The organism is Candidatus Clostridium radicumherbarum, from assembly GCF_045310525.1.
Lineage (GTDB): Bacteria > Bacillota > Clostridia > Clostridiales > Clostridiaceae > Clostridium_AT > Clostridium_AT radicumherbarum.
Genome location: NZ_JBJHZY010000001.1, coordinates 687088 through 709753, shown reverse-complemented (window position 1 = coordinate 709753; position 22666 = coordinate 687088). Strand labels below are relative to the sequence as shown.

Sequence of the window (22666 nt, the reverse complement as noted above, 5' to 3'; positions counted from 1 at the left end):
TTCTATATTTAAATATACTCTTTTCTAAGAACTTCTCCTTCAATGCTGATAGTTACAACCTTAATTGGAATGTTTATTCCTGAATTATCTCTTCCAATTTTGGTTGCTTGAGCAATTCCGCTGCAGCAAGGAACTTCCATTCTAAGTACTGTAATACTTTCTAAATCATTTAAGCTAATAATATCTTGAAGCTTTTTAGCATAATACATGGAATCATCAAGCTTAGGACATCCAACTACAACAGCCTTATCCTTTAGAAAATCATTATGATAATTTGCATAAGCAAAAGGAACACAATCAGCGGTAACTAAAAGATCAGCATTCTTTAAATATGGAGCTGAAGCTGGTACAAGTTGCAGCTGAACTGGCCACTGTCTTAGCTTAGAAGTTAATTTAACATTGTCATCCTCTACTACTTCTTTTCTTTGAATCATTCTCATTCTACTTCCTGGGCAGCCTCCCTCATGATTATGAGCCTCTGCATGACCAAATTGCCTTACAGCACTTCCTGGACACCCACTGCTTATATCCTTATGTGAGTTCTTTAAAGTTTTACCTTGAGCCTTAAGCATTTCTTCTACAGCATCTTCATTAAAATCATCTGCTTCTCTTTCTATTATTGTAATAGCATCCTGAGGACAATGTCCCAGACAGGCACCTAGGCCATCACAATATATTTCTTTCATTAGCTTTGCCTTTCCGTCAATTATTGCAAGAGCTCCTTCTGCGCAATTTGGTATGCAAAGTCCACAACCATTACATTTACTTTCATCTATAGAAACGATCTTTCTTACTGCCATTAATAATCCCCTCCAACACTTCTTTTTCCTTTTATAATCTAATTATAGACTATCTATATTAAATAATCGGTAACCAAGGTTACACTATCTTGCCATAATACACTTTTATGCCTTATAATTATTATACAATATTTTAAAGGATGATATTTTATGAGTATACAAGATTATATAGCTGTTATTAAGAATACAACTTTGTTTAAGACTTTTTCAGAAGAAGACTTTAAAAGACTTTTCAATACTATACCTTATAAACTTGAAAGTTATGGAAAAGGTGACGTAATTTTAGCAGAGGAAGATACCTGCAGTACACTGAACTTAATACTTGAAGGCAATGTAGAGATTCAGAAAATAGATGCTTCTGGTAAAATACTATCCATTGCTGAATTTACAAGAGGAGATATCTTTGGAGAAATGCTTATATTTGCAGATTCAAATGCATCGCCTATAAATGCTATATCTAAAACTAAATCTACTGTCTTACTAATGAACAAAGCCTCTGTTATAAGCTTATGCCAAAAAAGTGAAAGCTTCTTAAGTGAATATTTAAGAATTATTTCTAATAAGGCTATGATTCTTAACTTAAAGCTTAAAGAAGTTACTCTTAAAACTATAAGGCAAAAAATTTGTGAGTATCTTATTTTGCAATATAAAGAACAAAATTCCTTAAGCATAAAACTTACAATGACAAAAAAAGATTGGGCAGATAAAATTGGCGTTCAAAGACCCTCTCTATCAAGAGAACTTATAAAGATGAAAGAAGAAGGTATTATAGATTTTAACAAGAACATTATTACTATAGAGGACTTGGACACATTATTAGAAATATGTTAAATAAACTGCCCAGTATAGAAGCTCCTAATGAATGAATAGCCACAAAGCCTTAGTGTTGTTCGTCTGAATGTAATGAATTTAGGTCAACACTTGGTTTTATGGCTATTCTGAGCTTAGAGCTTCTTTTGCTGTGATCAGCTCATGTAGTATATTTTAGTTATTGCAGCTGTTTTTATGATATATATTTTGTGCCAGCTACTTTAGTTAGGTTGCAAACTTTTCTTTATAATCTTCTAAAAACTCACATCTTTCTTCTTTGTAAGATACCTTTTTAATAAGTCTATCAAGAAAGACTTCTTCTTCCCAATCCTTACGCCTTGTATAATAATCTTTAGAAATGCTGTAAAAGTCCTCAGGGAAAAGCAGCATCCCATAAAGCACTTTAAGTTCCTTATCTTCGATAGAATTAGTTTTGTTATAATTTTTTATAATGGACTCAGCCCTTTCTATATCAAAAGCAAAATTTTTGATGGACTTATTCATAAGATTGCATACATCGTGAATTTTTAGGTCTACCACAGCAAAATCAAAATCAATAAAATAAGCCTCTTCTTCATTAATAATTATATTGTGATAGGCTAAGTCATGATGGCACAGGACTATGTTTTTTTCTTCCCCGCACAATTCTTTATAGGGCGAATGCTCTAAAAACTTTATACTTTCTTTTATTTGTTCAATATAATATAGGTAATTATCTAAAAAAATGTTGTCAAAATCTGTTTTATATCCGTGCATCTGTGCTATTGAATTAAAAAGCTCCAGCTCAAGAAGCTTTCTTTTAAAAGTATCTATTATTTTGCCTACAGCATTTTTCCTAAGAAAAGTTTTATTTACTGACACAGCAGCTTTATGAAGTTCTCCAAGACCCTTTGAGGCGATACTTAAATCAATAAGATTGTTAAAATCACATTCCCTTCCCGGTACTAGGTCCATTACACAATATATGTCCTTATTCCACCTAGTATAGGGTTTACCATCTTTATTTAAATCAAAATCAATAACTCTTTTGAAATTATTTTTTATTTGCTTTAAGGCATCTTGAATAAATTCCAAATCTTCAAGTGAGTAATCGATTTTTTTAAAAACCTTTTCCCCTTTATCTGTTGAAATAATATATACATTTCTTAATGGAACAACATCACTTACCCTTAAATTAAACTTATTAAAAAGCTCTATGGAAAGATCATATTTTGATAAAAAGCCTTTATCCCTATATCTTGTTTCAAGCATAATAACACCTCTCTAAAATAGCACTTCCCCATCCTTTAATATTGCTGTATTAAGTCTTTCTCCATATTCTTCTTCACTCCAGTCCTTTGACTTTTCCCTATATCTATTTGAGCATCTTATGAATTCAGAAGGATAGGATAAAAGAGCTAGAATAAATCTTAAACTATTTTCGTTTAAGTCTTCATATTCACAAAACTTTTTTACTAAGGCTTTGTAATCAAGACTTATATTTCTCTTTCTAAACTTACTTAAAAGATAAAAGCAATCCATTTCAACATTATTATAGCTGCATTTATTTAAGCTTCCAATTTCAATAATATTATCATTTTTGCTTAAATTACTAAAGTTAGGATTAACTATGCAAATTTCTGTCCGTTTCATACTTCTTTCAATAAGGTCCATATAACCTGCATTCATTATTTCACTTATACAACTATCACATCTTTTTAAGTATTCAAAACCTATTTTTAAAAGCTTTCTTTCAAAATCACTGCTTGCAGAATTTATTCGTATATTCTTTAGATATCTTTTTAATCTCTTAGTGTTAACTTTATATTGTTCTAACTGACTTCCTGTTTTGTTATCTAATCTAAGTCCCATATATCCCTTATACCCCATAGTTTTTTTATGAAATTCACTAATAATAAAAAGCTGATTTAATAGCTCCTCTTCATTTATGTTGATTATAGTTTTTAACTCACTTATCTCACTTTCTAATACCTTAATATCTTTTATATAAAGAAAATCTTTAAATGATTTATAAAGCTCATCTCTTATCAATATAAACACCTCTACTTATGTCTATGCTTATTACTTTTACTTTCTTTTTCAAGTTTTCTCAGTATACTTTCCTTTTCTTCTTCGAGCTTAATATATTTTTCATGTTTCTTCTTTAGTTTCTTAAGCTTCTTAATTGAATTCTTCAGCTCATCTAACCTTAAGTCATATTCATCTAAATCAATATCTCTATCTATAAGGTTATCTACTTTATTTTTTTCTTCCCTAATCTCATTTTCCATAAAATCCTCCAATTTTAAGTGTTTATGCATTATATCTTAAATCACAAAACTCATCTAGAAAATCCTGCTTTTCTTCTTCGTCTTCATAGATTTTCTTTAATTTCTTAATAAAAAAGTCCTCCCCCCAAGGTTGTTCTTCCCAATAATATTGTATTCCTGTCTGCCAATAATCCTGCGGAAATTCCATAAAGGCGCTCATTATGGGAATGTCCTTATTATTTATTTCTTTAACTTTACTATAGTTATCTAGAATAAAAAGTGCTTCACCTACATCCCACTTTCCGTTTTTCATCTTTCTTAAAAGAAGACTTGATAAGTCATGAAGATTAATGTCCAATATGCAGTAATCAAAATCAATAATACTCATAGCTCCTGAATCCTCAATAAGTAAATTATGGTGGGCGTAATCATGATGACAAAATCCATTTTTAGCCTCATCTTCCTTTACTTTTTCAAAGTAGGAGCTTTTTAGTAAATTTTCTATGGAACTATCTGCTTTTATTAATTCATCTTCCATTTTTGATAAATATAGATAATCAAACTCACTTTTCTTTTCTTTAACTTCAATTCTTTTTTTAAAATCTAATATTTCATCTTTCCTAGTTTTAAAATTATCTACCCATTTATACCAATACACTCTAGGCTGCATCTTTTCAGTTACACAAAACCCCTGGCTTTTATCATGAAGCTCTGCTAATTTTATTGAAGCTTTTGCTACATCAAGGGGATTATCATAATTACATTCTCTAGCACTAATCCATTTTGTTAAGTAGGCATTATAGTTATCAAGGCTAATAAAATCAGTACCGTCTAACTTACAAATAATATCTGGAACTTTTTCAAACCCATTCTTTTGCAGATGTTTAATGGCATTTAAAATAAACCAAAAATGAGGAAAGCTGTATTTAATCATTTTAAGACAATAATCAGTGTCATCTGTCCTAATTCTATAAACATTTTTTACTTTTTCAATGTAATAAATACTCATCCCATAGCTTGTTTCTATAGTCCGTCTGAGTCCTTCTATATCCAAAAAAGTTCCTCCAAAATAGTATTCTAATTTTATTATATGAGCTTATATTTAAGTGTGTGATACCTACTTTTAATTCATTTATTCTAGGAAAATTAAGCTTTTTCACATGGAACTCTTTTTATAGGAGATTAATATTTATAATATATATACTTTTTTATCTAGATACTAAACAATTTATGGGAGAGGGTTTGATGAGGATTGCAATTGATGCTCGAGGTATCAATTGGTATAACGGAACTGGAATTGGTACTTATACAGATAAATTATTAAGATATTTGCTAAAACAAGATAAAGAAAACTACTATCATATATATTGGTCTGGAGAAAATTATACTGAATTTCAAAATAATAATACAAAGGTTATAATGGCGTCAAAAAAACATCATAGATTCTTTGAGCAAAATTACTTTCCTCATAATCTTAAGGATGAGCAAATGGACATTTTTCATGTCCCTCAAAACGGTATAGGTTTAAGTGAAAATATTAGCTGTAAAAGGATAGTCACTATTCATGATTTAATTCCCTATATAATGCCTGAGACTGTAGGAAAAGGCTATCTGCTTAAATTCCTAAAGGAAGTTCCAAAGGTTTTGGATATGAGTGATGGGATTTTAACAGTTTCAGAATGGTCTAAAAGAGATATATTGAGATTTTTCCCTATTGATGAGAAAAAGGTTTTTGTCACTCCACTAGCTGCTGACAGTAAATATGTGCCCTTAAATAAAGATTACTGCAAAAAACTTTTATCATCAGTTTATAATATTACAAAGCCCTTTATACTGTATATAGGAGGCTTTAGTGCCAGGAAAAATGTAAAGGCCTTAATTACATCTTTTTCTAAAATATATGAAGAATTTAATAGTGATATAAACTTAGTAATTGTAGGCGAGAAACGAGATGAAGGTCAATTGTTAAATGAGTTTTCTTGTAACCTTCATGCTGCCTCTAAAATTATTTTTACAGGTTTTGTTCCAGAAGCTCATCTTCCTATATTATACAGTGCCTGTGAAGTATTTGTTTATCCATCTTTGTATGAAGGTTTTGGTCTTCCGCCTTTAGAAGCAATGAGCTGCGGTGCCCCTGTCATTACTTCTAATTTAACCTCAATTCCTGAAGTGATAAAGGATGCAGGAATACTGATAAACCCTTATGTTGAAGGTGAGCTAAGTGAAGCTATTATAAAGCTTGTTAATAATGATGAATTAAAAAAAGAATATAGTGAAAAGGCCTTAATTAGAGCTAAAGATTTTTCCTGGTTAAAAACGGCTGAAAAAACCTTGGAAGCCTATAAAGCAGTTTATGAAAATTAAAAATGGACTGTAATAAAAGTGAAGTTCACCTCTGATTTTAGTTTTTTAACTAACCATTGTAGGTGAACTTCACTTTTCCATTGATTTTTTTATTTTAAAATTTCAAGTCTTTTTTGTAAATCATCCAACGTACTTTTACTATCCGCACCTTTTAATATGATTGACTGCTGGGCGGGGATAATAGCCGAACTTACGGAATTAAACTTATCAGTGTAATTTATGGTATAAATATCATCTGCTTCATCAGATAATAACTTCCATAACTTAATATTGCCTAGAGCAGCATCCGTCTTTAAAAACCAATTTTCAGTATAAAAATTATTATAAGCTGGGAACATCATTCCTTTTTCTAGAAGGGACTTTATATTATCTCTGTTTTCAGCCTCATATTTTGAAAACTCTAACGCTAAACTTTTATTTGAACTGGAGTTTAAAATACATAAATTAGTACCACCCGTAGTGACAGCCACGTTTCCTCCCTCTTCAAAAGCAGGTAAATTCATAATACCTAATTTATTTTTAAGTTCTGGATTACTAGTAAGTTTATTTATATCTTCTATGCTCACTACTGCACTAGCTGCCTTACCCTTAGAAAATAATTCTAATGCAGTTGCAAAGCTTTCAGTATTTCCAATGCCCCCATCTGCATATAAATTTTTTAATATATTAAAGGTTCTTATAGCTGTATCTGAATTCACTACAGCTTTTCCGGTTTTGTTAAAATAAGAACCTCCAAGCTGATTCAAGTAAACCCTATAAGTTTCTTCATCCTCTAGTGGTAGTAGCAATATAGGAACCTTTTCCTTACTAATAATATTTTTTCCAGCTGTAATAAAGTCCTGCCATGTCTTAATATATTCAGAGTTAATCCCTGCAGATAGAAACAAATCCTTCCTATATATGAGCACTCCAGGTTTAGAATCTAGTGGAATACCCAGTAGTTTACTATCTCTCGTTAAGTTGTCAATTTTATATTTCAAATAATTATCCTTTTTAATATCATCACTAGTATCTTCTAAAGCAGCAGAAAAGTTCTTTAGAAATAACTGTACATTTTCATCCTTCACAACAATTATATCAGGCATCCCGGAATGTAAATTTATTGAATCAGATAGCTTCTTGTTTAAATCTGAGTCACTAACTTCCACTATTTGAATAACTGCCTTATCGTGCAATTTTTTAAAACCACCAATAGAAAGATTTATTTCGTTTATATTTTGCTTATCTGTCCAAACCGTAATCTTCCCTTGTATATTATCAACAGGCTTTTTATCTTCATTTTTCAAATTCGTACATCCACTTATAACGACCATAGAAAAACTTAAAACAAGGGCTGTAAGTTTTCTAAAATTCATCCATATCTCCTCATTTCAGGAAAACATTTATTACTTATCTATATTAGTATAACATATTTTAAAAAATTTACCACTTTATGTACTTAATGTATCTAAAGCTTATTTATCATACTGGCCAAGTAACCTGCTCCAAATCCATTATCAATATTAACAACACTTATACCACTGGCGCAGCTATTTAACATTGTTAAAAGAGCAGCTAATCCTCCAAAATTAGCTCCATAGCCAACACTGGTAGGAACAGCAATTACAGGTTTATCAATAAGTCCTCCAACTACACTTGCAAGGGCACCCTCCATGCCAGCTATAACAATAACTACTTTTGCACCTTGAATTATGTCAAGTCTATTAAATAATCTATGAATACCTGCAACTCCAACATCAAAAACTCTTAGAACTTTATTACCTAAAACTTCTGCAGTGACTGCAGCCTCTTCAGCCACAGGAATATCTGAAGTACCAGCAGTTACTATTGCTATATATGAATCAGGTAGTGGCACATCTTTTTTCTTAACAGTTATTGTTCTTCCAAGCTTGTTATATTCGGCCTCAGGGCATATTTCTAAAACTGCCTCATACATCTCCTCATTTGCTCTTGTCCCTAAAATATTATTATTTTTTGTAAGCATAAATTCAACTATACTCTTAACCTGCTCTACAGTCTTTCCTTCACAATAAATTACTTCAGGATATCCAACCCTTAATTCTCTATGATTGTCTATTTTCGCAAAACCAAGATCCTTATAAGGTAAATCACTAAGCTTTGCTGTACCTTCCTCAACTGATACGTTACCACTTTTTATATTTTCAAGTAACTTCTTTAATTCTTCAGTATTCATGACTTAACCTCCTTTTAATGATAAATGATGAACTACTATAATTTTCATTCATCATTATCATTTATCATTCATCATTCATCATTCTTAATTAAATTATAAATTGTTGTTTACTTCTTCATATACTACTCTTATTGGTATATTATTCTCATAAGCTATTCTTTTGCAGTCCTCATATTCTGGCTTTACTTTAATGATTTCCCCATTTAAAAAGGAAGTTTTTATTCTAATTTCTCCAAATCTAGTATTAATAATTGAGCCCTCTCTTTTAAGCATTGTTTTCTTAACTAAATATTTTCTAACTCCAAGTGTAGTTGTTTCTCTCAGTATAATACTAGTGAGCTCAGCTTCTAAATCTTCACTTGAAAGCACCGTTAATTTTATCCCAGGCCTTCCCTTTTTCATTATGATTGGAGTTAAAAATACATCCATAGCTCCAGCTTTGAATAATCTTTCCATTGTAAAATCATAAAGTTCCGGATTCATATCATCTATGTTACATTCAATCATAACTGCATCTTCTATTTCTTTTCCTCTTGAAGTATTTTCTTCTTTTTTAAGAATATCTTCAGCTACAACTTCACCAAGATATACTCTTAAAACATTGGGGATTTCTGTATCTCTATGCCCTATACCATAGGCTATTTTAATAATTTTAAATTCCTTTTTATCATTAAATTCGGTGACGGCAGCTGCTAAAATTGCTGCTCCTGTTGGGGTTGTTGTTTCAAAATTTACAGCTCCCATTTTTACAGGAACGTTTTTTAATATTTCTGTAGTGGCAGGTGCAGGCACAGGAAAAATACCATGAGCGCATTTTACAAAACCTCCTCCAAGCTCAACAGGGGAGGATAGAATCTTATCTATCTTTAAATAATCCAAGCAAATAGCTGCTCCTACAATATCTACAATTGAATCAAGGGCACCTACTTCATGAAAATGAACTTCATTTATAGGTTTCCCATGAATCTTAGCTTCTGCTGCAGCTACTTTTAAAAATATTTTTTTACTTAAGCTTTTAACATCATCACTTAAAAAACTTTTATCAATAATAGTCTCTACATCCTTTAAATTTCTATGTTCATGATGATGATGTTCTTCTTCAATATCAAGTATCACATCTACCCTTGTTCCTGTGATACCCCTCCTATTATCTATAGAAACTTCAATTTTATATCCAGATATATTTAGTTTAGAAAGTTCATTTATAATATAATCCTTATTTACTCCTAAATCTATTAATGCCCCTAAATTCATATCTCCACTTATTCCGGAAAAGCAATCATAATAAAGAATTTTCATTTGTTTCACCTATTTCTTTCTTATTATTTCTACTGTTACATTAAATTAGTAATTTATCTTCAATTTAAATTTTCATATATTCATTTTTAATTTTATCAAATATAACACCTGTAGTAAACCACAGCCATTTTATTATTACTTGCACTTTCATATTTGAGATGCTATAATAAATCGAAAAATAAATAAAGACAGTTCGTAACCATCCTGTCTATAAACAAAACTAGGATTGTATTCTAAGTATTTAATTTAGAAAATATAAGGTCTAGAAGGCCTTTTTTATTTTGTAAAAAAATATGCTTATTTGTTTATTGGGCTGGTTATGCCCTTTTTTATTTTCTAAAAATAGGAGGTAACTAATGATTAATAAACAAAACTTAGCTAGCAATTATACTCTAACTCGTAAACTTACTCTATCTGGTCTTGTAATGGCTTTATACATTATTATAATGTATTACACACAAAGTTTTTCCTTCGGCCAATACCAAATAAGATTAGCAACATCTTTATATTCCTTAAGCTATATCTTCCCTTTTCTCATTTTACCATTAGGCTTAAGTAATATGCTTAGCAATATTCTGATGGGTGGGTTTGGTATTCCTGACATGCTTGGAGGTTTAGCAGTAGGTATAATTACGAGTACAAGTATTTATTTAATTAAAAAATTTAATTTAAATGAATGGCTAATAGCAATTCCAATAATTATTTTTCCAGGATTAGTAGTACCAATTTGGCTTTCATTCTTTCTAAAGCTTCCTTATAGTGTGCTTGCAGTTAGTATAACAATTGGTCAAATTATTCCATCTATAATTGGTATATTATTAATTAAAAGATTCAAAAAGGTATTTAGATAAATTCATTCATGGAGGTAAAATTATGTCTGGTAGAAACGAAATTGAATTAGAAGGAGTAACTCTGTTAGGAAACCAAGGTACAAAGTATAATTATGATTATAATCCATCAGTATTGGAAACTTTCATAAATAAGCATCAAGATAATGATTACTTCGTTAAATTTAATTGCCCTGAATTTACAAGTCTATGTCCTAAAACAGGACAACCAGATTTTGCAACAATATATATATCCTATATTCCCGATAAGTTTATGGTTGAGAGCAAATCATTAAAACTCTACCTATTAAGTTTTAGGAATCATGGCGACTTTCATGAGGATTGCATTAATATTATAATGAAAGATTTAATAAAACTTCTTGACCCAAGATATATTGAAGTTTGGGGTAAATTTACGCCAAGAGGTGGAATTTCAATAGATCCATATTGCAATTATGGGAAAGAAAATACAAAATGGACTCAGCTTGCAGAAAAAAGACTTTTCTACCATGATATGTACCCTGAAAAAATCGATAATAGATAATTATGCTGGCTATCAAATTATATAAATTTGATAGCCTCTTTTTTATAAAATTTTTTTTAATATGCTCTTGATATATTAAACTATATATACTAAAATAATAATATAACGTAATATAGTTTTCAAAACTACATATCGTTATATAACTATCATGATAAATATTGCTAAAATAATTGTCTATATATTTTTTATAAGCAAGGATGGTGAATAAAATGGTTAAAGAAAAATATAATATTACCTTATTAGGAGATTCCATTTCTAAAGGTGTTATTTATGACGAAGATAAGGACAGATATGTAATTATTAAAAATAGCTTTTGCAATATAGTAGGAGAAAAATTAAAGGGAGTAGTATATAATGCAGGGAAATTTGGTAGCACTATAATTAAAGGTTCCAAAAGACTATACGAGGATCTAACTAAAACCACTCCCGATATTGTAATTATAGAATTTGGCGGAAATGACTGCGATTTTAACTGGGAAGAAGTAGCTAATAGTCCTTATACTTCCCATGAGCCAAATACAAATTTAGCTGTTTTTGAAAGCACCTTAAAGAATATCATAGAAAATCTAAATACAAAAAAAATAGTTCCTGTGTTAATGACCCTGCCGCCCTTAGATCCTGAAAAATATTATAAATGGATTAGCAAGAATAGCGATACCTATGCTAAAAATATACTTACCTGGCTTGGCTGCGTAAATAAAATATATTCTTGGCATGAAAGCTACAACACTGCAATAATAAAGTTGGCAAAGGAAACAAAGACAAATCTTATTGACGTGCGCAGCAGCTTTTTAAATACAGATAATTACACAGTCTATTTATGTAAGGATGGCATTCATCCAAATGAAAGGGGCCATAAAATCATAGCGGACAAAATACTAACCTATATTGAAAATAATTATTCATTTTTAATAAATTCCTAAGGCATCCTTAAAGCAATAAGTATAGATGAAAAAGAACATAAAAAGCTGCAGCATATAAAATATATAATTATTTATACGCCGCAGCTAAATTCATATTAGATTTACTTTATTATTTTAAATACATAACTAAGGTATAAATTCCTTTTGCGAAAAAGCCAATTCCAAAGGCTAGTATCACATAATTTAACACAGATGAAAGTTTGCCTGATACCTTTGGTGCAGCAAATTTTTTACCATGGGAAGCTAAATAATTAATTGCAAAGAGACTTAAAAACATACCACAAAGCATGAGAACGGCAAAGACAAAATAAACTAATCTGCCGTAGCTTCTCCATATTCTTATTACAGTGCTGCTTAAGGTAAGCCAGAAAAAGTGAGTCATAGGATTAGAAATGTTAACTAAAAAACCAGTAAATATTGCTTTAGATTTTTTCATATCCTCTTCGATTCTGGTATTTTCTTCTCTTTCTCTTTCAGCTAAGTCCTTTTTACTATTTTTTAAGGCCCTGTAACCTATATAAAATATAATTATTCCTGAAATCTCCCAAAAAAATATTTCTAAAAGCTTATTAGTTTCAATTAGCTCTAAGAGTCCAAAATTTATTAACATAACATCTATAGCATCAGCTATTAAAGACCCTGCTGCCACTCCTACTCCAAACTTAAGGCCTTTAGTAATTGTCCACCGTACAGATTCAAAGCCGGCTGGTCCCATTGGAATAGCTATAACAATTCCAGTAAATAATCCTGTATATATTGCCCTTACTAATAACACATAATTTATATTCATTATTACAACCTCGAATTCACATTATAAGTGTTTCTCTTTAATTGGATTGATGAATTAAATAATAATTCAACCTAAGTATATTTCCTTAAAACTCCTATGAATACACATATCTCTTATATTACCACTTTTATTTCCAAAACAAAAGTTAAATTTATTTAATACTATTATATACAATATTCTATTTATAATTAGGCTCATAATATAATGTAAAAAAACCCTTAGATATAAAAATCTAAGAGTTCTTTTAATAAAAATTATATAGACCATTCTTTTTTAATCCTCAACCAAGCTTAAAAAGCGTTTTAACCGCTCATTATTGGTATTTTCAAATACGAAACTAGGGGCTCCGCTTTCAACAATTTGTCCCTGTTCCATAAAAACTACTTTATGTGCAACATCTCTTGCAAAACTCATTTTATGGGTAACTACTACCATAGTCATTCCTTCTTTAGAAAGCTCCTTCATAACATTTAACACTTCCTGAGCAAGCTCTGGATCTAAGGCTGAGGTTGGTTCATCAAATAACAGCACCTCAGGCTCCATAGCCATAGCACGAGCAATAGCTACTCTTTGCTGCTGACCTCCAGAAAGCTCATGAGGATAATATTCACTTTTCTCTAAAAGTCCCACCTTTTGAAGAAGTTTAAGACCTTTTTCACGGGCTTCACTCTTTGATCGTTTCAAAACTGAAACTTGCCCCTCCATAATATTTTCAATAACTGTCATGTGAGGAAACAGATAAAAGCCTTGAAATACCATTCCAGTCTGTTTTCTAAGTGCTATTACCTCAAAATTTGATATCCTCTTGCTTCCATTAAAATCAAGTTCATTTTTACCTATAGAAATGGATCCTTCACTGGGAATTTCCAATAGGTTAATGCAGCGAAGAAGTGTAGTTTTTCCTGAGCCTGAAGGCCCTATTATAACTGCAGTCTCACCTTTATTTATCTGTAAATCTATCCCTTTTAAAACTTCATTATTTCCAAAGCTTTTATGCAGATTCTTTATATTTATCATAGATTTCTCTCCTTTACTACTACTTTGTCACATAACGTGCCAGTCTATTCTCCAATTTATTCTGCAGTGCTGATAATACAGTGCAGAATATAAGATAGATTACTGCTACTTCACAATATATCCAAAGTGGTTCATAGGTTGCAGCTGTTATCCTCTGCGCTATTTGGAACATTTCAGCAACAGTAATAGTAGCTGCAAGTGAGGTATCTTTAACTAAACTAATAAAAGAATTTGCTAAGGGCGGTATTGATACTCTGGCTGCTTGAGGTAAAATTACTCGTCTAAGTGCTTGATTATCTGTCATACCAATAGAATAAGCAGCTTCCCACTGACCCTTAGGAATAGATAAAATGGCTGCTCTTATAACTTCAGAATTATATGCTCCTACACTTAGAGTAAAGCCTATTATCGCAGCTGTTAATTCATTAAGTGTTATTCCAGCCATAGGAAGTCCATAAAATATAATAAATAATTGAACTAATAATGGTGTTCCTCTTATTATCCAAACATAAAATCTAGCAATGAATGCAAGGGGCTTAAATCTTGATAATCTTGCTAGTGCTGTAAGCAGTGCAAGAACTAATCCTAAGATAAAAGATATTAAGGTAAGGGGAACTGTAAACTGCAGTCCCGCCTTTAACATTGGGAAAAAGGAATCTTTTAGTATATTTATAATTCTTAAGGTATTCTCATCTAAATTCATTTTATCACCACTTTATTTTGAAACGTCAGTACCAAACCATTTATTTGAAATCTTCAAGTAGGTTCCATCTGCCTTCATATCAGCAAGAGCCTTATTTACAGCATCCACTAATTCCTTGTTGCCTTTATTAAATAAAACTGCACTTTGCTCTGCATTGTTGTAATCTGCAACAGTCTTAATAGGAGCATCAGGCTTTTGCTTTTTAAGATCTAAGTAAGATAAACTATCATTAATAGTAGCATCTACTCTCTTTGAGGTTAATAAGTCCACAGATTGATTAAAGCTATCACTTGTTACGATTTGTGCACCATATTTTTTAGCTATATCTGCAAGATTACTTGTTAAAGATTGTGCAGATTTCTTACCCTTTAAATCTTCAAACTTTGTAATATCAGTATTATCATTTCTTACAACAAGTACTGCTCTTGAAACTATATAAGGAGTAGAAAAATCATATTTAGCTTCACGATCAGGTCTAACTGAAACTTCATTTATTACCGCATCAAATCTTTTTGCATCGAGACCAGCAAACATTCCATCCCATTTTGTCTCAACAAATTCTGCCTTAACTCCAAGTCGAGCTGCAATCTCATTTGCTATATCTACATCAAAACCAGTTAACTTTCCATCTTTATCATGGAAGGTAAAGGGAGCATAGGTCCCTTCAGTACCTATTCGAATTTTACCATTACTTTTAATTGTTTCTAATAAATTACTTGGTGTTTTTTGTGATGCTGCGTTATTTCCACCAGTATTTGTAGTGCAGCCTGTAACACCTAAAACCACTGTTAATGCTAATGCTGCGCTTATAAATAAATTTTTCTTTTTCATAGCTATTCCTCCAAAAATTATATTTTTTTAATTATTATTTATTTTAAACTACTGTTTTTAAATGCATTTTCCAAATCCTTAATTATATCCTCTGAGCTTTCTATGCCCACAGATAACCTTATTAAATTATCTACAATTCCAACCTTTTGTCTTAAATCATATGGTAAGGAGCCATGTGTCATTGAAGCAGGATGGCACACTAAGGATTCAACCCCTCCAAGGCTTTCACCGAAGGTTATCATCTCTAAGCTCTCAAGAAACTTTTTATAATCATTGCCATCTTTCAGTACAAAGGAAATCATGCCTCCAAAGCCCTTTGCCTGATTTTTTTGTATCTCATGACCTTTATGACTTACAAAGCCAGGATAATAAACCTTCTCTACTTCCTCTCTGTCTTTTAAAAACTCAGCAACAATTTTAGCATTTGAAAGGTGTCTGTCCATTCTTACTGCCAGAGTTTTTATACCTCTAATTAATAAAAAGGAATCAAATGGTGCAAGCACGCCGCCAGTGGAATTTTGTATAAAATGAAGTCTTTCAGCTAATTCCTTATTACTAACAACTACAAGTCCAGAAACTACATCACTATGTCCGCCTATATACTTTGTAGAACTATGAATTACTATATCAGCGCCTAAAGAAATAGGTTTTTGAAGATAAGGCGTCATAAAGGTATTGTCAACTATAGTGTAAATACTATTTTCTTTAGCAATCCTAGCTATTTCTTTTATGTCTGTTATATCCATAAGAGGATTTGTAGGAGTCTCAATAAAAATTGCCTTAACAGCTTCATCTACTGCGTTTTTAACCTCTTCTAAATTTGAAGTATCTACTATAATGTAGGTTATACCAAAGTGATTAAACACCTTGTCCAACACCCTAAAGGTTCCGCCATATAAATTATTTGGGATTATAACTTTATCCCCAGCATTTAATAGAGATAAGACAGCAGTTGTAGCTGCCATGCCTGAAGCAAATGCAAAGCCTCTGTAGCCTTCTTCTAAATCAGCTATTAGCTTTTCTAGAGCTTCTCTTGTTGGGTTTCCTGTTCTAGAATACTCATATCCCTTGTTTACCCCAAACTTAGGCTGTTTGTAAGTAGAGGTCTGATATATGGGCACATTAACAGCACCAGTGTGCTCATCCCCATCTATTCCTCCATGAATTAATAGTGATTCAATTTTCAAAATAACACCTCCAAATTAAATTAATTTAAAGATTTTATTCCTAAGCAACTATCAAAATGAAAATTCTGGATTAAAAACAAAAAACTCCTGCCTCTAAATACCTAGAGGCAGAAGTTATATTCCGCGGTTCCACTCTAATTATCATTAACACAAATAAAATGTAATGAAATCTCATAATCAGGTACTAACATACCTTAACGCTTTAACGCGCGTACACGCTGCCGTCTACTTTGTTCGAGGCAGTGCTCAAAGACGCATTCACACAAGTTACACTCAGAATCCCTTTCAGCTAGGAGGATTCTTCTCTGTCAGCTTACCCCATGCTACTATTTCTTATCACAGCATTTTTATTTTCATAATACTTAAGAAACAATCTCGATGGACTTATTATACATAATCCGACTATTTCTGTCAACTTTTTTATTAATTAATTGTTAAGAAGCACCTTTATAAAATATAACAACTTTATTATGAGTTTGTTATTCTTAAAACTTTTGCTCTTCACAAGAAAATAAAAGTTAAAAATTTTTAAATTGAAAACGATGCCTCTAGAAATTTTATCTAAACATTATGGATATTTATGGTATAATCATTATAAAAAATATGGAGGGATAAAAATGGTAAGTAAAAAAAAGGATATTAACAAGGTAATAGACGATGTTACAAGTGCTGCCAAAAAAGCTGCTCAGGATGTATCAAAAACTATTACAAAAGAAAATGTTAGTAAAGCTACAAAGGACTTAAAAGACAAGGTTGTAACTATTGTTGACAATGGGGAAAAAATAGTACTAGAAACAACGAAAAAAGTAAAGAAGAAATCCTTAAAACCAGAATTGTTTGTTGAATTTTATGGCAAACAAGTATCCTATGAAAAAATGCTTGAACAAATATATACAGAACTTGAAGCTAAAATAGAGATGTTGAAGGTTAAAAGTTTAAAATTATATTACAAGCCTGAAGAAAACAAGGTTTATTGCTTAGTTAATGAAAATGAAACTTACACTGTAGAAATATAAAAAAAGCCACGGGTAGTTTCTGAACTACCCTCTATCTACTTGATAGAGGGCCTATCAAGGTCTCGTGGCTTATTTTTTTACATTATCTTCTTTAATAAACATCATGCAAAATATAACAATTAATAAAGCGCAATTAAATAATAGAGCTTTTTCAATAAAAATTTTTGTTAAAAAGGCTCCTAAAACAACTCCAACAATAAAAAAGAAGATAATCCCATAGGTTTGTAAACTCTTAGTTCTTGCATTAGCATTTTTTGTAAGTGTATATATATATAACTGCTCTGTTGCAATACGAAGATTGCCAGTACAAAAGGTTGTTGTAAATCTTCGAAAACTATCGTACTGCAAAGAACAAACAAAAGAAACAGCTGAATTTGCAATAATATTCATATTTCCCGGGGGAATAAATGAAACAATAGCTAAAACTATAATTTCTATTCCTACTACAATTTGTCTCCAATGAATATTAGAATTTTGTTTAAATTTACTTTTAATCTTTTCTGAAATAAAAACTCCTAAAACAAATGCCAATATAGGAATCATATAATGAAATGCCTTATCCCAATTCTTTTCAGCTAGATTTAAGCCCCATAAAATAATATTCCCAGTTTGCGCATTAGCGAAAACATTTCCTCGTGAAATATATGTATGAGCATCTAAAAATCCGCCTACTATTGTAAGTAAGGCACCTAAGAAATAGGATTCAGACATCTGTGCATATTTTCTTCTAAACATAGCTAGTGCCTCCAATCAATTGCCATTTAAATATGCAAATCATAAATAAAATACTAGAGTTCTTATTTGCTATCCTTCATTTTGATTTTACCGAATAACATGGCATCATAGTATTTATGTTCTATAAAAAAGTGGTCTCTTAATCTTCCTTCCAGCAAATACCCGTTCTTTTCTAATATTCGAGAAGAACCAACATTAGCATCAACTACATTAGCATGAAGTTTGTGCAGCTTAAGTGATTCAAAAGCGAAATCACTTATCAATGCAACGCTCTCTGTTCCATAGCCCTTACCCCAATGGTCTTTATGAAATACATAACCAATTTCTGCTTGGTTTGCTTCTTTGTCAAAATTAAAAATCATGGCAGTGCCAATAATTTCATGAGTTGCTTTTAGTGCAACGGATGCATATAAATGAGTACCTGCTGATTCACGTTTTAACATTGTTTCAATATGTTTAGTAGTATCTTCTAGGGTATTCATTAAATTCCAGCCTATAAACCGTGAAACCTCCTTATTTGAAGCATAATTATGTATTTCTTGAGCATCACCAATATTTAATGGCTTAAAATAGACTTTTGGGCCTTCTAATTCATGAAATAAATTTGTTTCCATCTTCTACTCCTATAAAAATATTATTTTCTTAATTATACAAATTATTTTTTTAATTATCAATTTAACATTTCCATTTTCATAATAATTTTAATTACTTAAAATGTACTTATTGATCAAAAAAACAGGTGCCTTATTAAAACACCTGTAATTTTATATACTTTATAGAAATTCGGATAAGCCTTCCTGATCATTAAGTCCATTGACTAGATGTTTTATTTCCTGATCCTTATTTTTATCCATTACCAGTATTACATCTCCAGCGTCAACTATTACTAAGTCTTTAATTCCAAAACCAATTATAAGCTTATCTCTACCAAAAACGAAACAATTTTCACACTGCTCCATGTAGGTAGTTCCTGAAACATTATTGCCTCTGAAAATATTAAGAAATCTCCCCATGGAAGCAAAGGTACCTATATCATCCCAGGCAAATTCACATTTTATAACATAGGCCTTTCTTGTCTTCTGCATAACTCCAAAATCCACTGAAATTCCATCTATAAGCTCGTATTGTTCCTTAATAGTTCCAATTTCATTTTCGGTGCCAATACTTTGATAAATATTCATCATGTTTCTATACATTTTAGGTAGATATTTTTCCATCTCCCTTAGGAACACATCTGCTCTCCACACAAACATGCCGCTGTTCCACAGATAGGTGCCTTTAAGGAGAAAGTCCTTAGCTACTTCAATGTTGGGTTTCTCTGTAAATCTCTCAACCTTAAATGATGCAATATCTCCATATATTCTTTCCCCCATTTCAATATAGCCATAGCCAGTTTCAGGTCTTGAGGGAGCTACTCCTATGGTTATTAATCCTCTTCTGCGTTCAGCAATTTCTACAGCCTGTGATAGAGTATCTATAAATAATTTGTCCCCTTCAATATAATGATCAGAAGGAAGAACTACCATGGTAGCATCTTTGTCCATTTTAAGAAGTTTTACAGCAGATAAACCTATGCAGGTGGCGGTCTCTTTATTTGCAGGCTCCACAAAAATATTTTCTTTTAAAACTTCCGGAAGCTCTTCATAAATTTTATCCAAGTATTCTTCATTTGTAACAACATATATATTTTCTTTATTAATAAGAGGCTTGATTCTATCTACGGTATTCCGCAAAAAGCTTTTGTTGTTAATAACCTTTAAAAACTGCTTTGGATTTTTTTCTCTTGATAAGGGGTACAGCCGTAGTCCTTTTCCTCCTGCTAAAATTAAGGCATATAGCAATAATTATCACTCCAAATAGTGTTACAATGTTATAGTATGTAAAATAAATATTATTGGTTACTAATGGGGCAATAACATATATAATATATCCTAAGAAAAATAACTTTAACATTTTCACTTAAAAGAAAGGACTGATCTTATAAAATGATTAATTTTAATAAACATAAAAAAAATATTGTAGGTTATTCAATTATAGTCGTAGTTTTCGCTTTACTTTTTTATATAGTATCAATTGACATGGATCCTGAAGCAGTTCATGGCAAAATAATTCAGTATTCTTCTAAAAATCAGAGCACTAATGTGAATCACAGGTATGATTATGTTGATGTGAAAATAATTTCTGGAAAACATAAAGGCGAAACAATATCTGTACAAAACATATATTCAGGAAGTATAAAAGATGAAAATAGCAGTTCTGGCAATTTTGCTGCACCTGGCAATGAAGTTCTTTTAAAGCTCACGGAAGCATCAAATGGGACTATCACATCATCGTATATACTGGAGATTGTTAGATATAAATATATCTACAGGCTTTCCTTATTTTTTATGCTATTACTAGTTTTAATTGGTGGGCTTAAAGGATTTAAATCTGTTATTTCTTTAATAATTACAGGAATATTGGTACTAGAGGTTATGATACCTTTGATTTTAAAAGGTGTTGACCCGATTATTCTATCAATAATAATATGTATTTTAATAACTGTTATAAATTTAAGAATTATTAGTGGTAAAAATAAAAAAACAACTGCAGCTATTTTAGGGACAATTGGTGGCCTCCTTGCCTCTGGAGCTATTGCACTTATATCAAATACGGTAATAAAGGTTAATGGTTTTCCTGATGAAGAAATTCAATCTTTAATTTATGCTTCTCAAAATAGCAATTTTAATATTAAGGGGCTCTTTTTCGCAGCAATAATTATGGGTGCCCTAGGAGCGGTGATGGATGTTAGTATTTCTATTGCTTCTTCAATGAAGGAAATAAAAGATGCAAGACCAGAGATCGGAATGAAGGATTTAATCAAATCCGGGATGAATGTAGGACAGGATATAATGGGTTCTATGGCTAACACATTAATTTTAGCATATGTAGGCGGAGCAATGTATTTAATGCTTATTATTTCTTCAAATAACATTGGCCTTTCTAGGACAATTAATCAAGACATTATAGCTTCAGAGGTTTTAAAAGCATTATCTGGAAGCATTGGATTAATTTTTTCTATACCCTTGACAGCTGTTTGCTATGCTTTTTTAACTAGAAATAAATATAAGCTAAAAGATAAAGAATTATAATATTTTCAGATAAAAAGGCTATATTTAGATAATGTAAGTACCTAAATATAGCCTTTTCTATTAACTTGGTTTTAATTGCTTGTATACCCTTACAAAAAATAATACATTAATATCATACCATAACTTTACACTTAACTAATTATATAATTCAGAATATTACTGAATTATATAACTCATTTTGCAACTACATTATTGATAGAATCTAATTCAAGTTCTTCATTTTTCTCCATAACTTCTTCTTCAGATACCTTATTGATTTTTGCTTCTCTTCTTATTTTGTATGTACCAAAGGCTACAACTGCAAGCCCAGCCAAAGATGGTATTAGTCTCAATGCAGTTTGTGTAATATATTTTGCTGTATAATTATCCTCTAAAATCATTGTTAGTGCTGTATATATAAGTAGTCCTGCTCCTATATAGACTATTATTTTATATTTATTCATAAGGTTAGCTATAAATTTGGCACCAAAGAAAATAATAGGAATACTTAAACACAGTCCAAAAACCACAAGCCAAATGTTTCCATGAGCTGCACCTGCAATTGCCAATACATTATCAAGTCCCATACTTATGTCTGCTATAATTATACTGCCAACTGCCCTCCATAAATTTTTCTTGCCTTCTATTTCAACATTTTCCTCTTCCTCTTTTGAATTTAATAAATCCCAAGTAATCTTTATAAGTATTATTCCCCCTACTAATTTAATAGGCATCCATCCTATAGACATAATTAGAGTAATAATGCAAGTAAAGAGTACTCTTACTCCAACAGCCCCTCCTACACCTATTAAACTGGCAAGCTTAGCTTGTTTTTCTGGCAAATTTCGAATCGCCAGAGCTATCACACTCACGTTATCCCCAGATAGAGTTATGTCCAGTAAACTAATTTGAATTATTGAAACTGCTAATGCTGCAAGCCCTTCCATTTATTTAAACCTCCTTTAGGTTAAATAGTATAAAAATAAAAAGACTCTGCAAACAGTATTGTTACTGAATGCAGAGTCTCACAAAGCAATTTTTGACTTGCCAATAAAGCCGGGACAATCCTTTTTAAGAAAATTATCCGTACTGACGACTTTATTCCTGTTTATCAGGAAGTTACTCCCTCTGTTACTATATTTAATTTAGATTAATTTTACGAAGGATCATTTTAATTGTACAACCCTACTGATATAGAGTCAACATTAATATTAAATTTTGTGATATATCGTTATAATAACACTGCTTAGTTATATAATAGATATAA

At 31.0% G+C, this 22666-nt stretch carries 24 protein-coding genes and 1 other annotated feature; of the genes, 7 read left to right on the top strand and 17 right to left on the bottom strand.

All coding sequences use genetic code 11. The features are described from left to right. Positions 1–8 precede the first annotated feature (8 nt). A complete protein-coding gene (locus tag ACJDUH_RS03400; protein ID WP_406763746.1) occupies positions 9–800 on the bottom strand; it encodes an ATP-binding protein in 792 nt (263 codons plus the stop codon). Positions 801–950: 150 nt separating this feature from the next. On the opposite strand from ACJDUH_RS03400, the gene ACJDUH_RS03395 reads away from it, so the two are divergent. Next, on the top strand, positions 951–1631 hold the full coding sequence (locus ACJDUH_RS03395) for a Crp/Fnr family transcriptional regulator (RefSeq protein WP_406763745.1): 681 nt from the start codon (positions 951–953) through the stop codon (positions 1629–1631). Positions 1632–1835: 204 nt separating this feature from the next. On the opposite strand, the gene ACJDUH_RS03390 is transcribed toward ACJDUH_RS03395, so the two are convergent. From ACJDUH_RS03390 to ACJDUH_RS03375, 4 genes are read right to left on the bottom strand one after another with little or no spacing between them, the layout of a single operon-like run. Next, complete coding sequence (locus ACJDUH_RS03390; protein WP_406763744.1) at positions 1836–2861, bottom strand: CotS family spore coat protein; 1026 nt, start codon at positions 2859–2861, stop codon at positions 1836–1838. A 12-nt stretch (positions 2862–2873) separates the two neighbouring features. Continuing rightward, the gene (locus tag ACJDUH_RS03385; RefSeq protein ID WP_406763743.1) at positions 2874–3641 is read right to left on the bottom strand and encodes a spore coat protein; all 768 of its coding nucleotides are present in this window, start codon (positions 3639–3641) and stop codon (positions 2874–2876) included. Between the two features lie 11 nt (positions 3642–3652). Further along, positions 3653–3880: a hypothetical protein gene (locus tag ACJDUH_RS03380; protein WP_406763742.1), complete on the bottom strand. Its 228-nt coding sequence runs from the start codon at positions 3878–3880 to the stop codon at positions 3653–3655. 22 nt (positions 3881–3902) lie between these two features. Next, entirely contained in the window at positions 3903–4913 is a 1011-nt protein-coding gene (locus ACJDUH_RS03375) for a CotS family spore coat protein (RefSeq protein ID WP_406763741.1), read from the bottom strand. Between the two features lie 191 nt (positions 4914–5104). Between ACJDUH_RS03375 and ACJDUH_RS03370 the strand changes: the two genes are divergently transcribed. Next, entirely contained in the window at positions 5105–6223 is a 1119-nt protein-coding gene (locus ACJDUH_RS03370) for a glycosyltransferase family 4 protein (protein ID WP_406763740.1), read from the top strand. Positions 6224–6312: 89 nt separating this feature from the next. Here ACJDUH_RS03370 and ACJDUH_RS03365 read toward each other — a convergent pair whose 3' ends face one another. The 3 genes from ACJDUH_RS03365 to larC form a co-directional block, all read right to left on the bottom strand. After that, complete coding sequence (locus tag ACJDUH_RS03365; RefSeq protein ID WP_406763739.1) at positions 6313–7578, bottom strand: ABC transporter substrate-binding protein; 1266 nt, start codon at positions 7576–7578, stop codon at positions 6313–6315. Between the two features lie 92 nt (positions 7579–7670). Continuing rightward, complete coding sequence (larB, locus tag ACJDUH_RS03360; protein ID WP_406763738.1) at positions 7671–8417, bottom strand: nickel pincer cofactor biosynthesis protein LarB; 747 nt, start codon at positions 8415–8417, stop codon at positions 7671–7673. A 93-nt stretch (positions 8418–8510) separates the two neighbouring features. Beyond that, positions 8511–9716: a nickel pincer cofactor biosynthesis protein LarC gene (gene larC / locus ACJDUH_RS03355; protein ID WP_406763737.1), complete on the bottom strand. Its 1206-nt coding sequence runs from the start codon at positions 9714–9716 to the stop codon at positions 8511–8513. A 356-nt stretch (positions 9717–10072) separates the two neighbouring features. Between larC and ACJDUH_RS03350 the strand changes: the two genes are divergently transcribed. From ACJDUH_RS03350 to ACJDUH_RS03340, 3 genes are all read left to right on the top strand, one after another. Next, positions 10073–10567 carry a QueT transporter family protein gene (locus tag ACJDUH_RS03350; protein WP_406763736.1) on the top strand — a complete coding sequence of 165 codons (495 nt, stop codon included), beginning with the start codon at positions 10073–10075 and terminating at the stop codon, positions 10565–10567. 22 nt (positions 10568–10589) lie between these two features. After that, entirely contained in the window at positions 10590–11087 is a 498-nt protein-coding gene (gene queF / locus ACJDUH_RS03345) for a preQ(1) synthase (protein ID WP_406763735.1), read from the top strand. A 209-nt stretch (positions 11088–11296) separates the two neighbouring features. Beyond that, complete coding sequence (locus ACJDUH_RS03340) at positions 11297–12010, top strand: SGNH/GDSL hydrolase family protein (RefSeq protein WP_406763734.1); 714 nt, start codon at positions 11297–11299, stop codon at positions 12008–12010. Between the two features lie 109 nt (positions 12011–12119). On the opposite strand, the gene ACJDUH_RS03335 is transcribed toward ACJDUH_RS03340, so the two are convergent. The 5 genes from ACJDUH_RS03335 to ACJDUH_RS03315 form a co-directional block, all read right to left on the bottom strand. After that, positions 12120–12800, bottom strand: a complete 681-nt coding sequence (locus ACJDUH_RS03335) for a LysE family translocator (RefSeq protein WP_406763733.1) — start codon at positions 12798–12800, stop codon at positions 12120–12122. A 273-nt stretch (positions 12801–13073) separates the two neighbouring features. Continuing rightward, a complete protein-coding gene (locus ACJDUH_RS03330; RefSeq protein WP_406763732.1) occupies positions 13074–13817 on the bottom strand; it encodes an amino acid ABC transporter ATP-binding protein in 744 nt (247 codons plus the stop codon). Positions 13818–13836: 19 nt separating this feature from the next. Continuing rightward, positions 13837–14520 carry an amino acid ABC transporter permease gene (locus ACJDUH_RS03325; protein ID WP_406763731.1) on the bottom strand — a complete coding sequence of 228 codons (684 nt, stop codon included), beginning with the start codon at positions 14518–14520 and terminating at the stop codon, positions 13837–13839. Between the two features lie 12 nt (positions 14521–14532). Continuing rightward, entirely contained in the window at positions 14533–15351 is an 819-nt protein-coding gene (locus tag ACJDUH_RS03320; RefSeq protein ID WP_406763730.1) for an amino acid ABC transporter substrate-binding protein, read from the bottom strand. A gap of 38 nt (positions 15352–15389) precedes the next feature. Next, on the bottom strand, positions 15390–16538 hold the full coding sequence (locus ACJDUH_RS03315) for a trans-sulfuration enzyme family protein (protein ID WP_406763729.1): 1149 nt from the start codon (positions 16536–16538) through the stop codon (positions 15390–15392). 100 nt (positions 16539–16638) lie between these two features. Next, positions 16639–16887, bottom strand: a binding site (T-box leader). Positions 16888–17155: 268 nt separating this feature from the next. Here ACJDUH_RS03315 and ACJDUH_RS03310 point away from each other — a divergent pair. Next, positions 17156–17554 (top strand): DUF6465 family protein, encoded by a 399-nt coding sequence (locus tag ACJDUH_RS03310; protein ID WP_406763728.1) that lies wholly within the window; start codon positions 17156–17158, stop codon positions 17552–17554. 69 nt (positions 17555–17623) lie between these two features. Here ACJDUH_RS03310 and ACJDUH_RS03305 read toward each other — a convergent pair whose 3' ends face one another. The 3 genes from ACJDUH_RS03305 to ACJDUH_RS03295 form a co-directional block, all read right to left on the bottom strand. After that, complete coding sequence (locus tag ACJDUH_RS03305; protein WP_406763727.1) at positions 17624–18289, bottom strand: YoaK family protein; 666 nt, start codon at positions 18287–18289, stop codon at positions 17624–17626. Between the two features lie 62 nt (positions 18290–18351). Next, a complete protein-coding gene (locus tag ACJDUH_RS03300; protein ID WP_406763726.1) occupies positions 18352–18903 on the bottom strand; it encodes a GNAT family N-acetyltransferase in 552 nt (183 codons plus the stop codon). A gap of 159 nt (positions 18904–19062) precedes the next feature. Continuing rightward, positions 19063–20130, bottom strand: coding sequence for a mannose-1-phosphate guanylyltransferase (locus ACJDUH_RS03295; RefSeq protein ID WP_406763725.1), 1068 nt, complete (start codon positions 20128–20130; stop codon positions 19063–19065). A gap of 144 nt (positions 20131–20274) precedes the next feature. On the opposite strand from ACJDUH_RS03295, the gene ACJDUH_RS03290 reads away from it, so the two are divergent. Continuing rightward, positions 20275–21420, top strand: a complete 1146-nt coding sequence (locus ACJDUH_RS03290; RefSeq protein ID WP_406763724.1) for a YibE/F family protein — start codon at positions 20275–20277, stop codon at positions 21418–21420. A 173-nt stretch (positions 21421–21593) separates the two neighbouring features. On the opposite strand, the gene ACJDUH_RS03285 is transcribed toward ACJDUH_RS03290, so the two are convergent. Beyond that, positions 21594–22346 (bottom strand): TerC family protein, encoded by a 753-nt coding sequence (locus ACJDUH_RS03285; RefSeq protein WP_406763723.1) that lies wholly within the window; start codon positions 22344–22346, stop codon positions 21594–21596. Positions 22347–22666 lie beyond the last annotated feature (320 nt).